At 70.4% G+C, this 223-nt stretch carries 1 protein-coding gene; it reads right to left on the minus strand.

Translation table 11 applies throughout. The features are described from left to right. A partial coding sequence (locus IO20_RS0134385; protein ID WP_157850873.1) for a DoxX family protein occupies positions 1–222 on the minus strand: 222 nt, incomplete at its 3' end. Position 223 lies beyond the last annotated feature (1 nt).

Here is a 223-nt window from a genome sequence, read left to right on the forward strand (position 1 = left end):
CATCACCCCGATGACACCGGTCGCCGCCAACGGCGTCAGAAAACCGACCACGAGCAGCAGACCCGATCCGATCTGACCACCCCCCGCCGCGAGGGCGGTCAGCACCCCGCCGCGGAACCCGTCCGCGCGGAACTCCTCCGTACCGCCCTCAAGTCCCCTGCCGCCCAGGTGCGAACTGACCTTCTGCACCCCGTGGCCCGCGACGAGCAGACCCACCAGCAGA

Source organism: Streptomyces exfoliatus, assembly GCF_000725545.1.
Classification (GTDB): domain Bacteria; phylum Actinomycetota; class Actinomycetes; order Streptomycetales; family Streptomycetaceae; genus Streptomyces; species Streptomyces exfoliatus.